The organism is Amycolatopsis anabasis (assembly GCF_009765355.1).
Taxonomy (GTDB): Bacteria; Actinomycetota; Actinomycetes; order Mycobacteriales; family Pseudonocardiaceae; genus Amycolatopsis; species Amycolatopsis anabasis.
Genome location: NZ_VTHK01000017.1, coordinates 122,388 through 143,766, shown reverse-complemented (window position 1 = coordinate 143,766; position 21,379 = coordinate 122,388). Strand labels below are relative to the sequence as shown.

Below are 21,379 nucleotides of genomic sequence, written 5' to 3'. Positions count from 1 at the left end.
GAGTCCCCGATGAAACTCCTCCGCCGCCTCCTGCTCCCCTGCCTGCTGCTGCCCCTCCTCACCCCGGCCACCGCCCACGCCGCCCCGGCCCCGCTCGGCGGCGGCAGCCCGCTCTCCACCCCCACGAGTTACCGGTGCGTCGCGTCCTTCGCCGCGACCGGGAACAAGACCGGTTACCTCATCACCAGCCCGCGGTGCGGGCGCCCCGGGGAGACCGTCCACAGCAACCGCGTCCTGGTCGGCGTGGTGGCCGCCGCCCCGATCCCGCCGGTGAACGCCTCGGTCGTCCGGGTCACCAACACGACGGACTGGAAACTGGTCGGGCGGATCCCGCCCGGGAACCCGCGGATCACCGGTTCCACCGAGGCCCCGGTCGGGGCGTCGGTGTGCATGCTGGGCCCGGTGAGCGGCTGGCACTGCGGAACCATCCAGGCCAAGAACCAGACGGTCAACTTCCCCGAAGGCACCCTGCACGGGCTGACCCGCACCACGGTCTGCGCCGAGCCCGGCGACGCGGGCGCCCCGTTCTTCAGCGGAGAACAGGCCCAGGGCGTGCTGGTCGGCGGGTCGGGCAACTGCGCGAGCGGCGGGACGTCCTACTTCCAGCCGATCAACAAGATCCTCGCCGTCTACGGCCTCACCCTGCTCACCGGGTGATCGCGCCCGAGCGGAGGCTCTTGTGGACCAGGGCGTCGCAGAGCGCGAGCCAGCTGGCTTCCACGATGTTCCCGTGCACGCCGACCGTGGTCCATTCGCGCTCGCCGTCGGTGGTCTCGACCAGCACGCGGGTCACCGCGTCGGTGCCGGGGTGCCCGGGCAGGATGCGGACCTTGTAGTCGGCCAGCTCGACACTGTCCAACCAGGACAGCTGCGGGGTGAGCGCCTTGCGCAGCGCGGCGTCCAGGGCGTGCACCGGCCCGATGCCCTCGGCGGTGGCGATGACCCGCTCGCCGCCGACGTGCACCTTGACCGTCGCCTCGGAGATCACCTCGCCATCACCGCGGTGGTCGAGCACCACCCGGTAGGACTCCAGGCTGAACGGCGGCTCGGCGAGCGCGTCGCCCTCCGGACCGTCCATTTCCCGGCGCAGCAGCAGTTCCAGCGAAGCGTCGGCGGCCTCGAAGGACCAGCCCTCCGCCTCCAGCCGCTTCACCTTCCCGACCGCGCTGGTGAGCGCTTCGGGCTGACCGGCAAGGTCGACCCCGAGCTCACGTCCCTTGAGCTCCAGGCTGGCCCTGCCGGCCATTTCGGTGACCAGCACCCGCATGTCGTTGCCGACCGAAGATGGATCGATGTGGTTGTACAGCAACGGATCCACCTTGATCGCGCTCGCGTGCAACCCCGCCTTGTGGGCGAAGGCCGACGCCCCGACGTAAGCCTGGTGGGTGTCGGGGGCGATGTTCGCGATTTCGGCAAGGGCATGGGAGACGCGGGTGAGCTCGGCCGCGCCCCCGGTGGGGAGCACCTCCATGCCGAGCTTGGCCACCAGGTTTCCCGTCACGGCGAACAGATCGGCGTTGCCGGCCCGTTCCCCGTAACCGTTGGCGGTGCACTGGACGTGCGTCGCGCCCGCCTGCACCGCGGCGATGCTGTTCGCCACCGCGCAGGACGTGTCGTCCTGGCAGTGGATCCCCAGCCGGAACCCCGTGCGCTCGCCGACTTCGCGCACGGTTTCGGCGAGTTGCAGGGGAAGCTGCCCGCCGTTGGTGTCGCAGAGGACGACCACGTCCGCCCCGCCGGAGGCCGCGGCGTCGAGCACCCGCAGCGCGGTGTCCGGGGAGTACGCGTAGCCGTCGAAGAAGTGTTCCGCGTCGAGGAAAACCCGCCGCCCCTCGGCGACCAGGAAGGCCACCGTGTCCCGCACCATCGCGCACGCCTCGTCGACGTCGACGCGCAACGCGCGCTCGATGTGCCGCAGGTCCGATTTGGCCACCAGGGTCACCACTGGCGCCTGGGAATCCAGCAGCGCGCGGACCTGGCTGTCCGATTCGGCCTTCGCGCCCGCCTTGCGGGTGGATCCGAACGCGACCAGCGCCGCGTGCTTGAGCGCCAGGTCACCGGCGGCGGCCTTGGCGAAGAACTCGGTGTCCTTCGGCAGCGCGCCCGGCCAGCCGCCCTCGATGAAGCCGACCCCGAGTTCGTCCAGCAGCCGGGCGACGGCCAGCTTGTCGGCCACCGAGTACGAGATCCCCTCCCGCTGGGCTCCGTCGCGCAGGGTGGTGTCGTAGAGGTGGAATTCGTCGCCGAGCGGGGTGCCGGCGGGTTCCGTGCGGGTCACGGTGATCTCCTGGTCCTGGTGGAAAGCCGAGCGGGAACTCATTTGGCCAACAAAAAACCTCCCGCATGGGTGCGAGAGGTTGCGCGCCGGATGCTCTGCTCGAGCACCTAACCGGCGCGCTGGCGAATAATGATCGCGGCGAGGGAAGCCATGGCCGCATCATGCCACAGCACCCCGCCCGGTCCAACTCGTGGTCGGAAGTTCCCGAATCCCGGGACAGGATTCACCCGAACGAGACGCTCGCCACTCACTCGACCTTGGCGTCGACCGGCGTATATCGGTAGCCTCCTATATATACATAGGCAACAAGCTATATAGGAGGCTAGCGATGGTTCTGCCGGTCACCGGGGTGAACGAGCTGATGCTCGAAGTGCACGACCTGGAGCGGGCCGAGCGGTTCTACACCGAAGTGCTCGGCTTCCCGGTGCTGCTGCGCTGGGAAGGCGAGTTCTGGCGCGGCCGCGAGGCGGTGTGGCTGCTGGCCGGGAACACCCGGATCGGCCTGGTGAAGCCCGCGCTCGGCATCGCGCGGGCCCGCCCCGGGGTCCACGTGCACTTCGCGATGCACGTCGAGGACGCCGACTACGACGAACTGGTGCGCGGCCTGCGGGAACGCGGCGCCGAGGTGGACGAGGTCACCTTCGGCACCGAGGGCAGCGTCAACGCGCGCTCGGCCTACGTCATCGATCCGGACCAGCACGTCGTCGAGTTCTGGACCTGGGACGCGACCCGGGGCGACACCGGGATCCCCACCGCGGTGACGCCGGGCGTCTACGGTCTCTGAACCGCACTGGCGCGAGTGGCGTCCACAGTGAGGTTTTCACGGTGTGCGGCCTTGCGCCGTGCTCGTGGGGCGCCCGGGTGCGGAACTCGCCTCCCGGAATGGGGATCTCGGTGAACCAAAACGGGAAACTCACCCGTCCGGAACGGGGGACTCGCGCCAGCGGGCCCCGGGCCTGGCGCGAGTTCCCCGTTCTGGTCGCGTGTGTTCCCCGTTTCGAGGATCCCCACCGCGGTGACGCCGGGCGTCTACGGTCTCTGCTGGACCGAGTGGCGTCCACAGTGGATCGGACACCGTGGACGCCACTCGAAGTCAGTTCAGGCGCAGCGCGATGATGGCGGCGCGGATGTGGTTGCGCTCCTGTTCGGCCCAGCTCGAATTCGAACTGGTCGCGATCACGCTCACCCAGGTGGAATGCGGGCCGGTGGGCGCGCAGACGATGGTCAACCGGACGTCCAGCGGGGCCAGCGCGCCCTGGACGGTGAAGTCGCCGTCGTCACCGCGGTCGTAGACCTGGTACCGGCCCCAGGAGGGGTCCGCCTCGAGCCGGGCGCCGATGTAGTTCAGCGCGTTCCAGTGCGGAGTGTCCAAACCGAACGTTCCCCAGTGGACGGCCGTGCTGAGCGACCGCGTGCCGACCTCGCTCGCCGGAATCGGGGTCGGGCCGTCCGCCGCCGCCTGGGCGCTCCCGGTCAGCACCAGTCCCGCCAGCGCCGCCGCGGCCAGCCCGGCCACTCGCCGTCGAAGTCGCATGATCTTCTCCCCTGCCGTTCGGAAATCCCTTGGTGACCGAGGGTTCCACCGGGGCTTCCCGGCCGGCAGGGACCACGGCCCGGGATCGGCCGGGAAGCACTCCCGGCCGCCCCGGGAAGATCAGCGCCCGGCCAGGAACGCCGCGAAGGACTGGATCGCCGCCGGGTTGCGGGGGCTTTCCACCAGCGCGGCATAGGGCAGGGCGAAGAACCGGCCGTCCCGCACCGCGGGCACCTCGGCCAGCGGCGGGTACGAGCGCAGGAACTTCTCCTTGTCCGCGACCGATCCCAGGTCACCGCCGTAGTCGTTGATCAGGATCACGTCCGGTTTCCGCGCGACGACCGCCTCCCAGTTCACCCTGGTCCAGCTGTCGTCCAGGTCGCCGAAGATGTTCTGCCCGCCCGCGCGCGTGATGATCTCCTCCGGACCGGCGTTGCGGCCCGAGGTGAGCGGCTGGTCCTTGCCGTCGTCGAAGAGGAACACCTTCGGTCGTGGTGCGCCCGCGGGAATCGCGCGCCGCACGTCGTCGATCTGCCGCTGGTACTCGGCGACGAGGCGCTCCGCGCGGTCGGCGACGCCGAAGACGTGGCCGAGGTTGCGCAGATCGGTGTACAGCGCGTCCAGCGGCGGCATGATCCCGCGCTGCTGCCCCTTGCCGTTGCGGCACGCCTCGGTCAGCTGGTAGCTCGCGATACCGAGCTGCCGCAACGATTCCGGGGTGAACCCGGTGCTCTCGGAGAACCCGTAGTTCCACCCGGCGAACACCAGATCGGCGTTCGCGCCCCGGACCACCTCCTTGCCGATCTTCTCGGCGAGCCTGGGCACGCGGGCGAAATCCGCCTTCCAGGACGAGGTTTCGATGCCGCCGTTCTGCCCGGAGTCGACCACGTAACCGGCCATCCGGTCGGCCAGGCCGAGCGCGAACATCATTTCGGTGATGCCGATGTCGTTGGTCACCACCCGCCGCGGCGGCGCGGGGTAGGTCGCCTCCTGACCGCAGTTGGTGACGGTGACCGGCTGTCCCGCCGCGGGCCCCTCGGCCACCGTGGCGCCGCAACCGGAAACCGCGAACACCGCGGCGGCGATCAGGGCCAGGACACGTCTGTCACGCATCGGCGAACTCCTCGTCGAAGTGGTCGAACAACAGTTGCGGCACCCCGGATGCCGGATGCGGCACGATGTGCGCCCGCACGCCGAACACCCGCGCGATCACCTCCGGGGTCAGCGCGTCCACCGGGGCGCCGCCCGCCACGATCCGCCCGCCGTCGAGCACGTGGACGGTGTCGCAGGCGGCGGCCGCCAGGTTGAGGTCGTGCAGCGCGGTCAGCACGGTCAGCCCGGACCGGCGCACCAGGCGGAGAACGTCCAACTGGTGCCGGATGTCCAAGTGGTTGGTCGGCTCGTCGAGCACGAGCACCCGGGGGCGCTGCGCCAGCGCGCGGGCGAGCAGCACGCGTTGCCGTTCCCCGCCGGACAGGGTCAGCACGCTGCGGTGTTCGAACGCGGACATCCCCACCGACGCCAGCGCCTCGGCGCAGATCGCGCGGTCCTCGGCGGTGGCCCCGGCCAGCGCGCGCCGGTACGGCAGGCGGCCCATCGCGACCACCTCGGCGACCGTGAAATCGAATTCGGTGTGCTGGTCCTGGGTGAGCGCGGCGAGTTTCCGCGCACTCTGCCCGTTGGTCAGTTCGGCCAGCGCCACCCCGCCCAGCCGGACCAGGCCCGCCGAGGGCCGCAACGCCCGGTAGACGCACCGCAGCGTGGTCGATTTGCCGCTGCCGTTGGGGCCGACCAGCCCGACCACCGTGCCGGACTCCGCGGTCAGGCTGATGTCCTCGATGAGCTGCCGCCCCGCCGCGGTGACCGCGACGCCGTGCAGTTCGACGTCCATGGGCCTACCTGCCCCCGAAAACATAGTCGCGCCGCCGCATCAGCAGCACGAAACAGGGCACGCCGACGGCCGCGGTGAGCACGCCGATCGGGAGTTCCTCGGGCGCGGCGAGCACGCGCGCGGCGACGTCCACCCACACCAGGAAGCACGCCCCGGCGAACGGGGCGACGGCGAGCACCCGGTGGTGGTCGGCGCCCATGACCATCCGGACCAGATGCGGCAGCATCAGCCCGACGAACCCGATCGCGCCGCTGACCGCCACCAGCACCCCGGTCATCGCCGCGCACACGACGAACAGCAGCCGCCGCATCCGGGCCACGTCCACGCCGAGGGTGACGGCGGCCTCGTCGCCCATGGCCAGCGCGTTCAACCGGCCCGCGCACGCGAGCAGGCCGAGCGAACCGGCCGCGACCACCAGGGCCGCGATCGGCAACGCGCGCCAGTTCGCCCCGGCGAGGCTGCCGAACAGCCAGAACAGCGCCGCCCGCGCCGATTCCCCGTTGGGCGCCTGGAAGACCAGGACCGTGGTGACCGCGAGGAATCCGTACGACATCGCGGTTCCGGTGAGCACGAGCCGCAACGGGGTCATCCCGTGCCGGGACCGCGAGGCGAGGTACACCAGCACGGTCGCCCCGAGCGCGGCGACGAAAGCGCCCGCCGAGAGCGCGTAAAGCCCGAGGGAAGCGAACGCGCCGAACACCGCCACCGCGGTCGCGCCGACCGAGGCGCCGGAGGAAATGCCGAGCACGAACGGATCGGCGAGCGCGTTGCGGACCATCGCCTGCACCGCGACGCCGACCACGGTCAGCCCGGCGCCCACCACGGCGGCCAGCAGCACCCGGGGCAGGCGGATGTCCCAGATGATCCGGTATCCGCCCACGTCGCCGGGATCGATCACCCCGCCGGTGAGCGCGGCCCGCAGGTAACTCCAGGTCTTGTCGATCGGCACGGCCACCGTGCCGATGCCGACCGAGACCACAATGGACACGGCGAGGAACAGGAGCAGAACGGCGAGCACCGGGACGAGCGGCCACGGTTTCCGCGCCGGTTCCACGGCCACCGCGGACGACGACACCAAGCGGCCCCTTTCTGCGAGGGCCTGCGAGCTGCCGCCGTACCCCGGCGGAATGACGCCGGGGCAAGGAAAAGCCAGCCTCCCGCAGACCGCGGCGGGATTGTGCGCGGACAACGCTTCGCAGCCGGTGATCGGGCTCGCCCGCGGACTCGCGTCCGCGGGCCTACCGTTGCGGGTCAGCGCCGGACTTCGACCGGACTTCCCCAGCTGGAAGCGGATTCAGTTGTCGTCGGCGGCCCGTTACGGGGTGGGCCGGGCGTTCGAGGAGACCAGCGCCGCGAGCCGGTCGCCGATCGCGTGCGTGGCGCCGGGCGAGGACTGGTCGCGGGTGGCCAGATCGAAGGCCACCGAGGCCTCGATCCGCCGCGCCGCCTCCTTCTGGCCGAGGTGGTCGAGCAGGAGCGACACCGAAAGCACGGCGGCCGTCGGATCCGCCAGCCCCTGGCCCGCGATGTCCGGGGCGCTGCCGTGCACCGGCTCGAACATGCTCGGGTTGCGGCGGGTGATGTCCAGGTTCCCGCTCGCCGCGAGGCCGATGCCTCCGGTCACCGCGGCCGCGAGGTCGGTGATGATGTCACCGAAGAGATTGTCGGTGACGATCACGTCGAACCGGGACGGATCGGTCACCAGGTGGATGGTCGCGGCGTCCACATGGGAGTAAGCCACGGTCACGTCCGGGTGCTCGAGGGAGACCTCTTCGACGATCCGCGACCACAGCCCGCCCGCGTACTCCAGCACGTTCGTCTTGTGCAGCAGGGTGAGGTGCTTGCGCGGCCGCTGCTCGGCCCGGTCGAAGGCGTCCGCGACGACCCGGCGGATGCCGAACGCCGTGTTGACGCTGACCTCGGTGGCGATCTCGTGCTCGGTGTCCTTGCGCAGCAGGCCGCCGTTGCCCGCGTACGGGCCCTCGGTGCCCTCGCGGACCACGACCATGTCGATTTCGTTCTGCTCGGCGAGCGGACCGCGCACACCCGGGTACAGCCGCGCCGGGCGCAGGTTCACGTGGTGGTCCATCTCGAAGCGCAGGCGCAGCAGCAGGCCGCGCTCCAGGATCCCGCTCGGCACCGACGGATCCCCGACCGCGCCGAGGAGAATCGCGTCGTGCTGGCGGAGTTCGCCCAGCACCGACTCCGGAAGCAGCTCGCCGGTGGAGTGCCAGCGCGCGGCACCCAGGTCGTAGTTGGTGATCTCCGCGCCCGGTACGACCTCGTTCAGTACCTTGAGCGCCTCGGTGACCACTTCAGGCCCGATCCCGTCACCTGGGATCACCGCGAGCCGCATCCACACACCTCCGTAGACCAGGGTCCGGGGTCCCGGATGCCCCATCCGCAAGAAAACTCCAGCGACGGCAGGTTACCGGCCGTCGACAAACGGGCGAAGCGGCACCACCCTTATGTCGGATCTTCCCGCTGTTCGGGACACCCGAAAGTGTAACGAAGGGTGCCCGGGAGCAAAGATCATTCGCTCCCGGACACCCTACTGATTTTTCAGCGCGGTCTACAGTTACCTTCCGGCATCGCGCCGACCGTGGAACTGCCCGGCGTTGATCTTCACCACGTTGGCCCTGTTCCCGGTGGCGTTGTGGTGGTTGAGCGCCAGCAACCCGAGCACGGTGTCCTTCGCCGCGGATTCGGCGTTGCGGTTCACCACGAGCGCGGTGCCCGGTTTGGCCGTGTAGCTCAGCGCCGGGTCGCCACCGCCCTGAACGGAGTAACCGGGGGCGAGCGCGTCGAACGACAGCGGCGTGCTCACCGAGTCGATCAGCCCGTCGGCGCTGCCCGGCGCGGGGTAGTACCCGGCGGTGCCGACCGTGTAGCTGATCCGGTGCGACGCCGCGTTCGGGTCGATCCCGAGCTTGGCGATGCTGACCGGCAGCACGATCACGTCCGTGTCGAACACGTTCGTGTCCGCGTCCCCGAGCTGCCCGTTGACCGCCTGCACGTCCACCGACGGGAAACCGGGCTTGTTCAGGTCGACCGTGTTCACCAGCAGCACGTCCGAAGAGGTCGCCTTGGTCACGTACGACTCGAAGTCGGGCTTGCCGTCACCGGTGGTGTCGATGTCGACGAACGGAACCGTGTTGCTGCCCAGGTTCGCCCAGTTGCTCCAGGTGGTCAGGCCGAACGCGAGCAGCGCGTTGCCCGGTTCGCCCTGCACCTTGGCCAGCGGCGCGGTGGACGCGGCGCCGACGTACCGCAGGTCGCCGCCCTTGGCGGTGCCGTTGAGCGTGCAGCCCTGGGTCAGGTCACCCGTGCATTCGGGCAGCTGACCGGATTCGGCCTGCAGTTCGAGCACGCTGATCAGCGACCGGTAGCGCTGGGCGCCGGAGCCCTGGTCGACGCCCTTGCCGGTGAGGTTGAGCACGGCCTGGCTCTGGTCGCCGAAGACCACCGCGCCCGGGGTGTTGATCGCCGAAACCGGTTTCGGCGCGGAGTAGACCGGCACGCGCAGGCCGACCGTGGCCCCGTTGCGCGGGGTCAGCACGATCCGGCCCGAGGCGTCCGCGAGGAACTGCCGGGCCGCGCCCGCCTGGACGGTCTGCATGGTCGGGTCGATGACCTTGCGCAACGCCTTCGGATCGGTGATCTTCAGCGTCACCTTGAGCGTCGCGACCCCGCGCGGGCTCAGCTTCACGGTGTTCGCGGAGAGCTGGTACTCCACTCCGGGAAGCTGGTTGATCCCCTCGTAGGCGGCGGCGAACTCGGCCGGTTTGACGCCCTTGTTGACCACCTTGACGGTTTTGGTCAGGGTGACCGGTCCGCCCGCTTCGACGGCGCCGAAGGAAACGCTGACCGCGCCCGGGTCGTCCTGGACGAACGCGAGCACCTGGTTGTCCAGCGCGGCCTTCGTGTCCACCCGGCCGCTGCCGACCCGCTGCGGGGCGTAGAGCTTGCCGGTGGCGTCCTTCAGGTCGTGCCCGGCGGTGTTGATCACCGCGGCCTTGACCTCCTCGACCGACCAGTCCGGATGCGCCTGGCGGAGCAACGCGGTGATGCCCGAGGTGTGCGGCGCCGCCATCGAGGTGCCGGACAGCACGGTCCGGTCGTTGCCGCTGCCGCGGAACGCCGACGCGATGGTGTCACCGGGCGCGGACACGTCCGGTTTCACCGCGGGACCGCGGACACCCCGCGAGGTGAAGCTGCTCGGCGTGTCCACAATGGACTGGTCATAGGTCTGCAGGCTCGCCCGGCCGGAACCCGCCAGGTGCACCTGCAGCGTCCCGGCGGTCAGCGCGGGCCGCAGCTGCGCGGTGGCCGAACCGGTGAACTGGAAGACCGGCACGCCCGCGTTCCCGGCGATCCCGGCGGCGAAGTTCTCCACCCCGGACGAGAACAACGCGCCCGCGGCGCCCGCGGCCTGCGCGTTGTTCGCCCGCACCGCGGAACCGCACGGGCGGGTGGCGTCGTTGTCGTCCCATTCGAGCCAGACGAACTTGCCGGTCACGGCGGCCTTGTCCGCCGCCGAATACGGTTTGCAGCCCGCGTTGTTGTCGGCGGAAATCGGCACGACCGGTTTGGTCAGGTCGAGCGTGTCGTATCCGGCGTAGTCCTGGCTGAACTGGCCGGGCTTCTTGCCGAGCAGGTTCGCCGGGGCGGTGACGTCCGCGGCGTCGCGCAGGACCGAGGCGTCCCGGCTGCTGGCCACGGTCAGCGCCTCGGGGGTGTTGCCCGGCGAGCCGCCGATGTCGAACAGGTCGCCGCCGTTGCCGCCGGAGAACACCGGCAGCACGTTGTTCGCGGCGAGCTTGCGCACGAACAGCGAGTCCGGGTCGTCCGGCGCGCCGTAGTCGCTGCCCAGGGACAGGTTGACCAGGTCGAGGTGGTCGGTGAAGTCGCCGTCGCCGTCCGGATCGAGCGCGTAGTCCAACGCCTGCGAGGTGACGTTGGTGGAACCGGCGCAGCCGAACACCTTGATCGCGTAGAGCAGCGACTTCGGCGCGGTGCCCGGGCCGATCCGCAGCTGGTTCACCGCGTCCGGGGTCAGCTTGGCGTAGTCGCCGGTGAAGGTGCTGCCGTCGGCGTTGACCCCGAAGCCGCCGATCGTGCCGGCGACGTGCGTGCCGTGCTCCCCGCAGGCGATCGGGTTGGGGTCCGGTTTCGGCGTCGGCGAACCGGTCTTGCCGTTCGAGTCGTAGTCGTCACCGACCAGGTCGGTGCCGCCGACCACCTTGGCGGTCGGGAAGTACGCCGGGGAGACCTTCGTGCGATCGATCGCCGCGTAGGCCTCCTTGGTGCCGGGGCCACCGAAATCGGCGTGCGTGTAGTCGACGCCGTCGTCGATCACGCCGACCCGGATGCCGTCGCCGAAGCGGCCGGTCTGCTGCCAGGCGTTGAGCGTGTTGGTCAGCTGCACGGCGCTGGAGTTGGTCCGCTGCTTCGGCACGACCGTGCGCACCGAGACGACGTCGTCGCGGTTGGCCAGTTCGCGGATCTTGGCGGCGTCGGCGGTCACGATCGCGCCCGCGACCGCGTTCGCGGTCTGCGCCAGCAACTGGGTGCCCGCGTCGGCCGCGCGCAGCTGGCCGACCACCGCGTCGACCGCGCCCGCCACGTCGGCCTTGGCGGCCTTCGCGGCCTGCTTCGCCTTCTCCTTGCCGTTGGCCTGCTCGGCGTTGAACGCGTCCACCGCCGGTCGTTTGGCCAGCTCGACGAACACCGTGGTCTTGCCCTGCGCGGCGTTCAGCCGGGGAGAAAGCTTGCCCGCCAGGCCGGCCGCGTCGGGTTGCGCGGCGCCGACGCCCTCGGCGAGCGGGAGCCCCTGCGCGATGGCGCCGGGGGCGGAAAGGAAAGTGGTCGCCAGCACGGCGGCGAATGCCGTGACCGACGACCGCGCGGCCCACGTGGGTACGCGTCTTGGTCTCATGAGTTCGTGCCCTCACCCGAGGCGGGTAGAAGAACCTGCCGCCGCTCGAACACACCCCCGACGGTGAGCATCCGGCGCGGCGCCGTGCCCTCCACGGCGCGCGGTTCAGCCTCGCGAGTGAAAACCTAATCGCAGAACGCTACCGTCGTACTGCTCCATTCGAGTGACGAAGACACGAATAGGGACTTCCGTATGGCGTTCACCCGCCAACCAGCCCGTCCCCGTTACCCCACCGTGACCAGCACGGGGACACGAACGGGGCCCCGAAAGTGGCAGCACTTTCGGGGCCCCCGGCGTGCGGAATCAGTCGAAGACGACGGCGCGGATGGTGCGGGCGCCCACGGCGGCGCCGATCGGCTCCAGGAGGTGGGCGTCGACCAGGCGGTCCACCCGCAGCAGCATGACCGCGTCGGCGCCGCCGGAGGTCTGGCTGATCTGCGCCGCCTCGATGTTCACCCCAGCCTCGCCGAGCAGCGTGCCGACCCGGCCCATGATCCCCGGCCGGTCCGGGTACTCCAGCAGCAGCACCTTGCCCTCGGCCCGCAGGTCGAACGAGCGGCCGTTCACCTCGACCAGCTTCTGCACCTCGTCCTTACCGGACAGCGTGCCGGAAACCGACAGCGTCACACCGTCCGGATTCACCTCGCGCACGGTCACCAGGCTGCGGTGGTTCGGGCTCTCCGGCTCGGTGACCAGTTCGACGGTGACGCCCAGCTCCTCGGCCAGCCGCGGGGCGTTCACGAAGGTCACCTGGCTGTCCACCACGCCCGAGAACGCGCCGCGCAGCGCCGCCAGCGGCAGGATGCTGACGTCCTCACCGGACAGTTCCCCGCGCACGACGACCGTGAGCGAGGACGGCGCCTTCGGGCTCAGCGCGGACAGCACCGTGCCGAGCTTCTGGGTCAGCGGCAGGTACGGGCGGACCTCCTCGCCGACCGTGCCGCCGCTGGCCACGTTCACCGCGTCCGGCACGAACTCGCCGCGCAGGGCGAGCAGCACCGAACGGGCCACGTCGGTGCCCGCGCGGTCCTGGGCCTCGGCGGTGGAGGCGCCCAGGTGCGGCGTGACCACCACGTTCGGCAGTTCGAAGAGCGGGCTGGCGGTGGTCGGCTCGGTGACGAAGACGTCCACCCCGGCGCCGCCGACGTGGCCGCTGCGGATGGCGTCGGCCAGCGCGTCCTCGTCGACCAGGCCGCCGCGCGCGGCGTTCACGATGATCACGCCGGGCTTGGTCTTCGCGAGCGCGGCCGCGTTGATCAGGCCCTTGGTCTCCGGGGTCTTGGGCAGGTGGATCGAGATCGCGTCAGCCCGCGCGAGCAGCTCGTCCAGGGACACCAGCTCGATGCCGAGCTGGGCGGCGCGCCCGGCCGAGACGTACGGGTCGTAGGCGATGAGGTTCGTGCCGAACGCGGCGAGCCGCTGGGCGAACAGCTGGCCGATCTTGCCCAGGCCCACCACGCCGACGGTCTTGCCGTTCAGCTCGACCCCGCTGAACGAGCTACGCTTCCATTCGCCGCCGCGCAGGCTCTGGTCGGCGGCCGGCACCCGCCGGGCGACCGCGAGCAGCAGGGCGACCGCGTGCTCGGCAGCGGAGACGATGTTCGAGGTGGGCGCGTTGACCACCAGCACCCCGCGTTCGGTGGCCGCGGGGACCTCGACGTTGTCCAGGCCGACCCCGGCCCGCGCGACGACCTTGAGGCGGTCCGACGCGGCGAGCACCTCGGCGTCCACCTTGGTCGCGGACCGGACGAGCAGGGCGTCCGCGTCCCGCACCGCGGACAGCAGCGCCGGGCGGTCGGTGCCGTCCACCTGCCGGACCTCGACCTCGTCGCCGAACACGCTGAGCACGGACGGCGCGAGTTTCTCCGCGATGAGGACGACCGGTTGGCTTGGCTTGCTCACGATGCGGCTCCCACGGCTTGAGTGTTTGGATCGAAGACGCGCTCCATCGGCCACGACGCTGTGCCCGGTCGCGCTGAGCTTAGTCAAGGATCGCCGACCTCGAATGGGCCCCCGTTAACTCGGCCGCAATCCCTCGAAAACAAGTTCGAGAAGTCCGGGTATGCTCGGCTGCGCGCGGCGGGGGCCGCGTCCCGTCCGCGGAGAGGGCCGAGCCCACCCCCTGCACCACCCGAAGACGAACGCACCCTTCTTTCCTGCCCGGTGCCAGCGGACCGCGGGCGTGACGGGAAGGAAGTGCGATGAATCCGTCGATACCGGCCACCGCCAATCTCGGACAGCTGCGCAAGCGCGCCAAGGAACTGCTGCGCGCGCACCGGTCCGGCGCCCCGGAAGCACTCGATCGCGTGAAATCGGTGCATCCCCGGCCGAGCGATCCGCTCAAACTCACCGAGGCCCAGCTCGTGCTCGCGCGCGAACTCGGATTCCCGAGCTGGCCGAAACTGCAGGCGTACGTCCGCCGCGTCGAAGCGCACGGGCCGGACCTGCAGCACGCCTACCACTCCGATGTGGACTACTACGCCGAACGCGCCTACGGCCTGCTGGCCTCGGCCGAGGACGGGACCGCCGACGCCGTGGCCGCCTTCGCGCGGTGGCGCCAGCCGCTCACCCGGCAGGGCGCGCGCACGGTCGTGGCGCGCGAACACGGCTTCGACTCGTGGCGGGCGCTGCGCAAGCACGTCGGCAACCTGGCCGGCAGCGGCGAGCCGTTCGCGCGCGCCTACCGGGCCGTGGAAGCCCGGGACCTCGACGGGCTCGCGAACCTCGTGGACCGGTTCCCGGAACTCGTGCGCGCCCGCGGTACCAACGGGAACGACCTGCTCGGCATGGCCGGGGCCACCTGCGACGAACGGCTGTCGCGCGTGCTGCTCGACCGCGGCGCCGATCCGGCGAGCGCCAACGCGCACGGCTGGACCCCGCTGCACCAGGCCGCCTACTCCGATCTCCCGCTGCTGGCCGAGCTGCTGCTGGAGGCCGGAGCCCCGGCCGACGTCCCGGCCCGCGGGGACGGCGGCACCCCGCTGATCGCCGCGCTGTTCTGGGGCCACCGGAAGACCGCGGAACTGCTCGCCGGGCACGGCCTCGCGCCCGGCAACCTCCGCGTCGCCGCCGGGCTCGGGCGGCTGGACCTGCTCGACGAACTGCTGCACCCGGACGGCACGCTCAGCGCCGAGGCGGGCGCGCATCGCGAGTTCTACCGGCCGCACAGCGGTTTCCCGTTCTGGCGGCCGTCGCCCGATCCGGCCGAGATCCGGGACGAGGCGCTGGCCTGGGCGGCCCGCAACGACCGGGTGGACGCGCTGCGCGTCCTGGTCGAGCGGGGTGCCCGGGTCGACGCGGACGTGTACCGCGGGACCGCGCTGACCTGGGCGGCCTTCTGCGGCCGGGTGCGCGCGGTGCGCGCGCTGCTCACCCTCGGCGCGGACCCGGACCGGCGGGGCACCTTCGGCGGACCGGACCACGGCCAAGGCGTCACCGCGCTGCACCTCGCCGCGCAGAACGGCCACCTCGACGTGCTCACCACCCTGCTCGACGCGGGCGCCGATCCGACCATTAGCGACGAATCGCACGACGGCCTCGCCGAGGACTGGGCGGACTTCGGCGAACACCCCGAAGCCGCCGAGCTCCTCCGCACCCACCGCCTCTCCTCGACCTAGGGGACGTGGACAAGCGGAGTCCTCAGTCCGTATTCTGCGGTAGCGGACTGAAGACTCCGCTTAGTCACGTCTACCCGAGGAGCGCCCATGGGTCCCCGCGAGTTGTTCGACCGCCTGTCCGCCGGAATCGCCGACGGCCGCTGGACCGAACTTCCCGAGCTGTACGCCGAGAACACCGTCGTGGAACACCCGCAGGCGGTCGGTGGACCATCCCGTTTGGACGGACGCGAGGCGGTCGCCGCCCGGTTCGCCCGGCTGGCGGACGGTTCGATGGAACTGCGCCCGCACGACATCGTCGTGCACGAGACGACCGATCCCGAGCTGATCGTCGCCGAATTCGACTACGCGGGGCGGGTCCGGGCCACCGGCCGCACCTTCGAGACCGCGAACATCATGGTGCTCCGCGCCCGCGACGGGCTGCTCGTGCACACCCGCGACTACCACGACTACCTCGCGATGGCCGCGGCGCGCGAGGAACTCGACGGTTTCGCGGCGGCGGCCCGGCAACGGCCCGCGGACGTGGCACCGTTCACCGCCCGCGTCCCGTCGGCGGCCGCGCCGGACAGCCCGCGCGGGGTGTTCGAGCGCCTGGTGTACGGCGTCTCGGACCGCAGGCTGGACGAGGTCCCCGAGCTCTACGCCGAGGACGCGTACGTGACCCATCCCTTCCACCCGTCGGCGGCGCCGCTCAAGGGGCGGGACCAGCTGCGCGAGCACTTCGCCAAGCGCACCGCGCGCTCGGCCGGGGTGGGCGCGGGAAACCTTGTGGTGCACGAAACCACCGACCCCGAGGTGATCGTGGCGGAGTTCGAATACCGCGGGGAAACCGGCACGGGTGGCGGGTTCGGAGCGTCGAACATCTTCGTGCTGCGGGTGCGCGACGGGCTCGTCGCGGAATCCCGCGACTACGCCGACCACGTCGCCTTCGCCGTCGCGGCCGGCACCCTCGACGACCTGGTGGCCGCCGCCCGGGACCGGGCCTAGGGATCAGTCCTCGAAGGGGACGTCGAATTCGCCGTCCTTGACGCCCAGGACGAAGGCCTCCCATTCCGACGGCGTGAAGACCAGGATCACGCCGTCCGGCTTGGAGGACTGGCGCATCGCGACGTAGGTGACACCGTCGGTGTGCGGCACGAACGCGTACTCGACGGCGTCCTCGAGGGTTTCCCCTTCGGGCTCGGCTCGCTGCCAGTCGGCCTTGCTCAGGTCGAGTTCGTCCCGGATATGCGCCTTGTCGTCCACCGGCTGCTCGTTCATGCACACCAAGGTATCGGTGCACTCGCCCAGCGTCACCAACGGCCCGCCGGGGACGCGTTCCCGGCGGGCCGTTGGCGCGGAAGAGAATCAGGCGAACTGGCGGATGAAGTTGTTGATCTCCGCGTTGCCCAGGCGGCTGTAGTACCCGGGCGCCCCGGTCGCGGCGCAGCCGTCACCGCCGCTCACCACACCGAGCTGGAACCAGGCCTTGCGGCCGTCGTCCAGGGTCGCCTTGACCATCAGCGGGCCGCCACTGTCGCCCTGGCACGAATCCTTGTGCGAGACCCCGGCGCAGACCAGCGTGTCGTCGATCTTGGTGTCCGGGTACGAGACCCGGCATTCGGTCCGCGAAATGATCGGGACGTCGACCTCCTGCAACCGGTCGGGGTAGGAAACGTTGCCGTTGCCCGGATTGCCCGGTGACTGCTCGATCGTGTTGCCCCAGCCGATCACCCGCGAGGTCGTGCCGGGGCGCTCGAGCGCGTCGGTGCCCGCGGTCGGCAGCAGCGGGGAATCCACGTTCGCCACCGGCTGCTTGAGGATGAGCACGGCCGCGTCGTAGTTCGGGAACTTGTACTTCGGGTGCACCGCGATCTGCTGGATGTCGCGTTTCTCCCCCGCGTCGCTGGAGAGCACCGTGGTGCCGACGACCACCTGCACCGACTCCGGTTTCGCGCCGGCCGCGCAGTGCGCCGCGGTCAGCACCACCCACGGGCTGATCAGGCTGCCGCCGCAGAAGTGCCGGTCGCGGCCGTTCCCCGGGGCGCCCTTCTCCTGCACGCTCACCATGAACGGGTAGGCGCCTTCGGCCGCGGGCTTCCCGCCGACGATGTTCGGCTGCACCCCACCGGGCTGGGCGGCCGAGACCGGCGACGCCGCGAAGCCCGCCGCCGCCACCGCCATCGCCAGGCACACCAGAGTTCTTCGGAACATCCGCACCCCTGTCCTGTAGCTGATCGGGTGCATCGCCCCTCGACAGGCGACACACAGCCGATACGCTATCGACGGAGCGTGTTCGGAAGAACCCGCCTAAAGTCGGGCTGATCCCATCCGGGTGACCGCTGGTCGAATTACCACAAAAGCAGCGGGGCCCGCGATCGAATCACGAGCCCCGCTGGCAGAAATAGGCTTTGTTACGCCGTTTCGGTGATCGGCCGGTCGACCCAGGACATCAGGCCGCGCAGTTTCGCCCCGACCTCCTCGATCGGGTGCTCCTTGCCCTGCTGACGCAGGGCGGTGAAGTTCGGCCGCCCGTTGTCGTCCTCGGCCACCCATTCCTTGGCGAAGCTGCCGTCCTGGATCTCGCCCAGGATCTTCTTCATCTCCGCCTTGGTCTGGTCGGTGATCACGCGCGGGCCGCGGGTCAGGTCGCCGTATTCGGCGGTGTCACTGCAGGAGTACCGCTGCCGCGCGATCCCGCCTTCGTAGATCAGGTCGACGATGAGCTTCAGCTCGTGCAGCACCTCGAAGTAGGCGATCTCCGGCTGGTAGCCCGCCTCGACCAGGGTCTCGAAACCGGCCTGGATGAGGTGCGAGGTGCCACCGCACAGCACGGCCTGCTCGCCGAAGAGGTCGGTCTCGGTCTCCTCGGTGAAGGTCGTCTTGATGGTGCCCGCGCGGGTGCCGCCGATGCCCTTGGAGTAGGACAGGCCGAGCGCGAGCGCGTTGCCGGAAGCGTCCTTCTCCACCGCGACCAGGTTCGGCACGCCCTTGCCGTCCACGAACTGGCGGCGCACCAGGTGGCCCGGTCCCTTCGGCGCGACCAGCACGACGTCCACGCCCTCGGGCGGGGTGATGTAGCCGTAGCGGACGTTGAAGCCGTGGCTGAAGAACAGCGCGTCACCGGGCTTGAGGTTCGGCGCGATGTCGTTCGCGTACACGGTGCGCTGCACGGTGTCGGGCGCCTGGATCGAGATCAGGTCCGCCTCGGCGGCGGCCTCGGCGGGGGTGAGCACCCGCAGGCCTTCCTCCTCGGCCTTGGCCCGGGACTTCGACCCCTCGGGCAGCCCGATGCGGACATCGACCCCGGAGTCGCGCAGGCTCAGCGCGTGCGCGTGACCCTGGCTGCCGTACCCGATGACCGCGACCTTGCGCCCCTGGATCAGGCCGAGGTCGGCGTCATCGTCGTAGAAGATTTCCGCTGGCATGAGGGGTGTTACTTCCTTCCTGACTTATTCGGCAAAACTTGGGGGTTTCAGCGTGGTGCGGTGGCGGTGATCGACCGGGCGCCCCGGCCCACCGCGACCATGCCGGACTGCACGAGCTCGCGGATGCCATAGGGTTCCAGCATCCGCAGCAGCGCGCCGATCTTGTCCGACGTACCGGTGGCTTCGACGGTCAGCGCCTCCGGCGAGACGTCCACCACCTTGGCCCGGAAGAGCTGCACGGTCTCCAGCACCTGGCTGCGCACCGTGGCGTCCGCCCGGACCTTCACCAGCAGCAGTTCGCGCTGCACGGCCGTGGACTTCTCGAGTTCCACGATCTTGATGACGTTGACCAGCTTGTTGAGCTGCTTGGTCACCTGCTCGAGCGGTAGCTCTTCGACGGCGACCACGATCGTCATCCGGGACACCTCGGGGTTCTCCGTGGGCCCGACGGCGAGGGACTCGATGTTGAAACCGCGGCGGGAGAACAGACCGGCGACCCGGGCGAGCACACCGGGGACGTTCTCCACCAGAACGCTCAAAGTATGAGTACTCACTGGGACACCTCGTCGTCGTCGAACAGCGGGCGGATGCCGCGCGCGGCCATGATCTCGTCGTTGCCGGTCCCGGCCGCGACCATCGGCCACACCTGGGCATCCTTGCCGACCACGAAATCGATCACCACGGGGCGGTCGTTGATCTCCATCGCGCGGCGGATGACCCGGTCGACCTCTTCCTTGCTCTCGCAGCGCAGCCCGGCGCAGCCGAGCGCCTCGGCGAGCAGGGTGAAGTCCGGGATCCGGTGCTTGTGCGTGCCCAGATCCGTCTGCGAGTACCGCTCCGAGTAGAACAGGTTCTGCCACTGGCGGACCATGCCCAGGTTGCCGTTGTTGATCACCGCGACCTTGATCGGCGCGCCCTCGATGGCACAGGTCGCCAGTTCCTGGTTGGTCATCTGGAAGCAGCCGTCGCCGTCGATCGCCCACACCGGCGTGTCCGGGCAGCCGAACTTCGCGCCCATCGCCGCGGGCACCGCGAAGCCCATGGTCCCGAGGCCGCCGGAGTTGATCCAGGTGGCCGGCTTCTCGTACTTGATGAACTGCGCGGCCCACATCTGGTGCTGGCCGACGCCCGCGGTGTACACGGCGTCCGGGCCGACCAGCTGGCCGATCCGCTCGATCACGTACTGCGGCGACAGGGTGCCGTCGTCGGGCCACTCGTACCCGGCCGGGAACGTGTCCCGCCACGAGTTGAGCTGGGTCCACCAGTCGGCGAGGTCCGGGCGGTCGTTGTCGGCGCGGATCGCGGCGATCAGCTCGGCGATGATCTCCGCGCAGTCCCCGACGATCGGCACGTCCGCCTTGCGGTTCTTGGAGATCTCGGCCGGGTCGATATCGGCGTGCACGACCGTCGCCTCCGGGGCGAACGAGTCCAGCCGGCCGGTCACCCGGTCGTCGAACCGCGCGCCGAGCGCGATCAGCAGATCGGACCGCTGCATCGCGGCCACCGCGGCGACCGAACCGTGCATCCCGGGCATGCCCAGGTGCTGGCGGTGCGAATCGGGGAACGCGCCGCGGGCCATCAGCGTGGTGACCACCGGGATGCCGGTCAGCTCGGCCAGTTCGGCCAGCTGCTTCGAAGCCTGCGCCTTGAGCACGCCGCCGCCGACGTAGAGCACCGGCCGCTTGGCCTTCGCGATGAGCCGCGCGGCCTCGCGGACCTGCTTCCCGTGCGGGCGCAGGGTCGGGCGGTACCCGGGCAGGCGCATCTCCGGCGGCCAGGAGAACGAGGTGGTTTCCTGCAGCACGTCCTTCGGGATGTCGACCAGGACCGGGCCGGGCCGCCCGGAGGCGGCGAGGTGGAACGCCTCCGCGATGGTGCGCGGGATGTCGGCCGGATCGGTCACCAGGAAGTTGTGCTTGGTGATCGGCATGGTGATGCCGCAGATGTCGGCTTCCTGGAACGCGTCGGTGCCGATCAGCGCCCGGGTCTGCTGGCCGGTGATGGCGACCACCGGCACCGAGTCCATGTTCGCGTCGGCCAGTGGGGTGACCAGGTTCGTCGCGCCGGGGCCGGAGGTGGCCATGCACACGCCGACCTTGCCGGTGGCCTGGGCGTACCCGGTGGCCGCGTGCCCCGCGCCCTGTTCGTGGCGGACCAGGACGTGCCGGACCTTGGTCGAATCGAGCAGCGGGTCGTAGGCGGGCAGGATGGTCCCGCCCGGAATTCCGAAGACGACCTCGGCCCCGACGGCCTCGAGCGAACGCACGAGCGACTGCGCGCCGGTGACCCTTACCGGGGTACCGGCCGGCGGCGCGGGCTTCGGGCGGGCTCCTGACTGGCTGGGCGACGCCGGGGCATTCGGCCCCGATGCCGTCTCCGATCGCGAGGTGGCGCTTGTCATCGGTTCTGCCTCGTGGGTGTCTCGGTGCTGCTGGACTGTGGGGTCGGGGGCTTCACTCGTTCGGGTTACGCGGTTTGTCGGTCGGTTCTAGGCAACAAAAAACCCTCGCCGACCGAAAGGTCGCACGAGGGTCGCGCGTCGACGCAGCGGGGTCTTCCTAAGCGTCGACGCGCTTGGGAAGTACGAGGCCGGTCAGTGCTGTCACGGGTGAGACGTTAATCGGTCGCCGTCAAGGGTGTCAACTCTGCGGGATCGTGATTCCGCATACTGGACATTCCGATAGTTGGACGACCCGCTTTCTCCCGGTCGCGGCGCG

17 protein-coding genes are annotated in these 21,379 nt (G+C 70.4%); 4 read left to right on the top strand and 13 right to left on the bottom strand.

Annotated elements, in window-relative coordinates; translation table 11 throughout:
- The first annotated feature begins 9 nt into the window (after positions 1-9).
- Positions 10-657: a S1 family peptidase gene (locus FXO23_RS23090; protein ID WP_158887484.1), complete on the top strand. Its 648-nt coding sequence runs from the start codon at positions 10-12 to the stop codon at positions 655-657.
- On the opposite strand, the gene cimA is transcribed toward FXO23_RS23090, so the two are convergent.
- Positions 647-2,278, bottom strand: coding sequence for a citramalate synthase (cimA, locus tag FXO23_RS23085; RefSeq protein ID WP_158887533.1), 1,632 nt, complete (start codon positions 2,276-2,278; stop codon positions 647-649). The two genes, FXO23_RS23090 and cimA, sit on opposite strands and share 11 nt — an antisense overlap.
- 328 nt (positions 2,279-2,606) lie before the next feature.
- Between cimA and FXO23_RS23080 the strand changes: the two genes are divergently transcribed.
- Positions 2,607-3,062: a VOC family protein gene (locus FXO23_RS23080; protein WP_158887483.1), complete on the top strand. Its 456-nt coding sequence runs from the start codon at positions 2,607-2,609 to the stop codon at positions 3,060-3,062.
- Positions 3,063-3,371: 309 nt separating this feature from the next.
- Here the strand turns inward: FXO23_RS23080 and FXO23_RS23075 are convergent, their stop codons facing one another.
- The 7 genes from FXO23_RS23075 to serA all read right to left on the bottom strand — a co-directional run bounded on the left by FXO23_RS23075 (position 3,372) and on the right by serA (position 13,543).
- On the bottom strand, positions 3,372-3,812 hold the full coding sequence (locus tag FXO23_RS23075) for a hypothetical protein (protein ID WP_158887482.1): 441 nt from the start codon (positions 3,810-3,812) through the stop codon (positions 3,372-3,374).
- Between the two features lie 120 nt (positions 3,813-3,932).
- Positions 3,933-4,925 (bottom strand): ABC transporter substrate-binding protein, encoded by a 993-nt coding sequence (locus FXO23_RS23070; RefSeq protein WP_158887481.1) that lies wholly within the window; start codon positions 4,923-4,925, stop codon positions 3,933-3,935.
- Positions 4,918-5,703 (bottom strand): ABC transporter ATP-binding protein, encoded by a 786-nt coding sequence (locus FXO23_RS23065; protein ID WP_158887480.1) that lies wholly within the window; start codon positions 5,701-5,703, stop codon positions 4,918-4,920. Before FXO23_RS23065 ends, FXO23_RS23070 begins: the two co-directional genes overlap by 8 nt.
- Positions 5,704-5,707: 4 nt before the next feature.
- The gene (locus tag FXO23_RS23060; protein WP_425484891.1) at positions 5,708-6,778 is read right to left on the bottom strand and encodes a FecCD family ABC transporter permease; all 1,071 of its coding nucleotides are present in this window, start codon (positions 6,776-6,778) and stop codon (positions 5,708-5,710) included.
- Between the two features lie 240 nt (positions 6,779-7,018).
- Positions 7,019-8,059: a 3-isopropylmalate dehydrogenase gene (locus FXO23_RS23055; RefSeq protein ID WP_158887479.1), complete on the bottom strand. Its 1,041-nt coding sequence runs from the start codon at positions 8,057-8,059 to the stop codon at positions 7,019-7,021.
- Between the two features lie 222 nt (positions 8,060-8,281).
- Positions 8,282-11,641, bottom strand: a complete 3,360-nt coding sequence (locus tag FXO23_RS23050) for a S8 family peptidase (protein WP_158887478.1) — start codon at positions 11,639-11,641, stop codon at positions 8,282-8,284.
- 303 nt (positions 11,642-11,944) lie between these two features.
- A complete protein-coding gene (gene serA / locus FXO23_RS23045; RefSeq protein WP_158887477.1) occupies positions 11,945-13,543 on the bottom strand; it encodes a phosphoglycerate dehydrogenase in 1,599 nt (532 codons plus the stop codon).
- A 299-nt stretch (positions 13,544-13,842) separates the two neighbouring features.
- Here serA and FXO23_RS23040 point away from each other — a divergent pair, with 299 nt between their 5' ends.
- The gene (locus FXO23_RS23040) at positions 13,843-15,258 is read left to right on the top strand and encodes an ankyrin repeat domain-containing protein (RefSeq protein WP_158887476.1); all 1,416 of its coding nucleotides are present in this window, start codon (positions 13,843-13,845) and stop codon (positions 15,256-15,258) included.
- Between the two features lie 87 nt (positions 15,259-15,345).
- Positions 15,346-16,242 (top strand): nuclear transport factor 2 family protein, encoded by an 897-nt coding sequence (locus FXO23_RS23035; protein ID WP_158887475.1) that lies wholly within the window; start codon positions 15,346-15,348, stop codon positions 16,240-16,242.
- Between the two features lie 3 nt (positions 16,243-16,245).
- On the opposite strand, the gene FXO23_RS23030 is transcribed toward FXO23_RS23035, so the two are convergent.
- The 5 genes from FXO23_RS23030 to FXO23_RS23010 form a co-directional block, all read right to left on the bottom strand.
- On the bottom strand, positions 16,246-16,515 hold the full coding sequence (locus FXO23_RS23030; protein WP_158887474.1) for a DUF397 domain-containing protein: 270 nt from the start codon (positions 16,513-16,515) through the stop codon (positions 16,246-16,248).
- 87 nt (positions 16,516-16,602) lie between these two features.
- Positions 16,603-17,448 (bottom strand): S1 family peptidase, encoded by an 846-nt coding sequence (locus FXO23_RS23025; protein WP_158887473.1) that lies wholly within the window; start codon positions 17,446-17,448, stop codon positions 16,603-16,605.
- A gap of 200 nt (positions 17,449-17,648) precedes the next feature.
- The gene (ilvC, locus tag FXO23_RS23020) at positions 17,649-18,662 is read right to left on the bottom strand and encodes a ketol-acid reductoisomerase (RefSeq protein WP_158887472.1); all 1,014 of its coding nucleotides are present in this window, start codon (positions 18,660-18,662) and stop codon (positions 17,649-17,651) included.
- A 47-nt stretch (positions 18,663-18,709) separates the two neighbouring features.
- Entirely contained in the window at positions 18,710-19,216 is a 507-nt protein-coding gene (gene ilvN / locus FXO23_RS23015; RefSeq protein WP_158887471.1) for an acetolactate synthase small subunit, read from the bottom strand.
- Positions 19,213-21,063 carry an acetolactate synthase large subunit gene (locus FXO23_RS23010; protein WP_158887470.1) on the bottom strand — a complete coding sequence of 617 codons (1,851 nt, stop codon included), beginning with the start codon at positions 21,061-21,063 and terminating at the stop codon, positions 19,213-19,215. The genes ilvN and FXO23_RS23010 overlap by 4 nt, the downstream gene beginning before the upstream one ends.
- Positions 21,064-21,379: the final 316 nt, after the last annotated feature.

Excerpts from the sequence above, each read along its gene's own strand:
- ilvC (WP_158887472.1), bottom strand. The coding sequence starts at position 18,662 with ATGCCAGCGGAAATCTTCTACGACGATGACGCCGACCTCGGCCTGATC.
- FXO23_RS23035 (WP_158887475.1), top strand. The coding sequence starts at position 15,346 with ATGGGTCCCCGCGAGTTGTTCGACCGCCTGTCCGCCGGAATCGCCGAC.
- FXO23_RS23025 (WP_158887473.1), bottom strand. The coding sequence starts at position 17,448 with ATGTTCCGAAGAACTCTGGTGTGCCTGGCGATGGCGGTGGCGGCGGCG.
- FXO23_RS23075 (WP_158887482.1), bottom strand. The coding sequence starts at position 3,812 with ATGCGACTTCGACGGCGAGTGGCCGGGCTGGCCGCGGCGGCGCTGGCG.
- FXO23_RS23070 (WP_158887481.1), bottom strand. The coding sequence starts at position 4,925 with ATGCGTGACAGACGTGTCCTGGCCCTGATCGCCGCCGCGGTGTTCGCG.
- FXO23_RS23090 (WP_158887484.1), top strand. The coding sequence starts at position 10 with ATGAAACTCCTCCGCCGCCTCCTGCTCCCCTGCCTGCTGCTGCCCCTC.
- FXO23_RS23065 (WP_158887480.1), bottom strand. The coding sequence starts at position 5,703 with ATGGACGTCGAACTGCACGGCGTCGCGGTCACCGCGGCGGGGCGGCAG.
- FXO23_RS23080 (WP_158887483.1), top strand. The coding sequence starts at position 2,607 with ATGGTTCTGCCGGTCACCGGGGTGAACGAGCTGATGCTCGAAGTGCAC.
- FXO23_RS23040 (WP_158887476.1), top strand. The coding sequence starts at position 13,843 with ATGAATCCGTCGATACCGGCCACCGCCAATCTCGGACAGCTGCGCAAG.
- FXO23_RS23010 (WP_158887470.1), bottom strand. The coding sequence starts at position 21,063 with ATGACAAGCGCCACCTCGCGATCGGAGACGGCATCGGGGCCGAATGCC.
- FXO23_RS23050 (WP_158887478.1), bottom strand. The coding sequence starts at position 11,641 with ATGAGACCAAGACGCGTACCCACGTGGGCCGCGCGGTCGTCGGTCACG.
- FXO23_RS23055 (WP_158887479.1), bottom strand. The coding sequence starts at position 8,059 with ATGCGGCTCGCGGTGATCCCAGGTGACGGGATCGGGCCTGAAGTGGTC.
- FXO23_RS23030 (WP_158887474.1), bottom strand. The coding sequence starts at position 16,515 with ATGAACGAGCAGCCGGTGGACGACAAGGCGCATATCCGGGACGAACTC.